This is a genomic window from Methylophaga sp. UBA5088 (genome assembly GCF_002414625.1).
GTDB lineage: Bacteria > Pseudomonadota > Gammaproteobacteria > Nitrosococcales > Methylophagaceae > Methylophaga > Methylophaga marina.
The window spans coordinates 1-706 of the sequence record NZ_DIAC01000095.1 but is presented as its reverse complement, the minus strand read 5'-3'; the positions used below and the strand labels follow the sequence as shown (position 1 = coordinate 706).

Genomic DNA, 706 nt, shown 5'->3' with positions numbered 1-706 from the left:
TGATCTAAGACAGAATAACTGGATGCCATTTGCTCAAGCACAATGCCATCAACTGTTAAACCACAACGTTCAATACATTTTGTGATGTTCTGAGCCGCACTGACAGCACCCGTAATCAGGTGAACTTTTGCTTCCAAACGTACACCTGACATCCCAATTGGTTCACGTATGCCTTCCTGGTTATCGATAATGTATTCCTGTGGCAATACATGCAGTAATTGTTGGTCTCCGGGGAAATGCACAGCTCGTGCTGCATCCATCACCCGATCAATATCGCCCTGAGTCACTTCCTTATCGCGAATAGCCACCGTGCCATGAGAATTCAGGCTTCGAATGTGGCTTCCGGCAATACCTGCATAGACTGAATAAATCTGACAACCGGCCATCAATTCAGCTTCTTCAATCGCACGCTGAATCGACTGCACTGTAGATTCGATATTGACGACAACCCCTTTTTTCATGCCTCTGGCAGGGTGAGAACCAATGCCAATAATTTCGAGCGCATTATCATTGGGGCCGGCATCAACAACAGGTGCCGCGACAATTGCGACAACCTTTGATGTTCCGATATCCAATCCAACGATAAGTTCTCTTTCAGTTCGTTTCGACATCATACTGTTCCATTAAAATCAGGTTGCTGGCCGGATTTCCATACCACTGCCAGCCCATTGGTGTAACGCATATCAATTTCTTTAATCAGGTCTTT

Annotated in this window: 1 pseudogene; it reads right to left on the bottom strand. The window is 45.8% G+C overall.

Features of this window, described 5'->3' with window-relative positions:
- A pseudogene (gene ftsA, locus B4K20_RS11650) lies at positions 1-611 on the bottom strand (cell division protein FtsA); the annotation flags it as partial.
- Positions 612-706 lie beyond the last annotated feature (95 nt).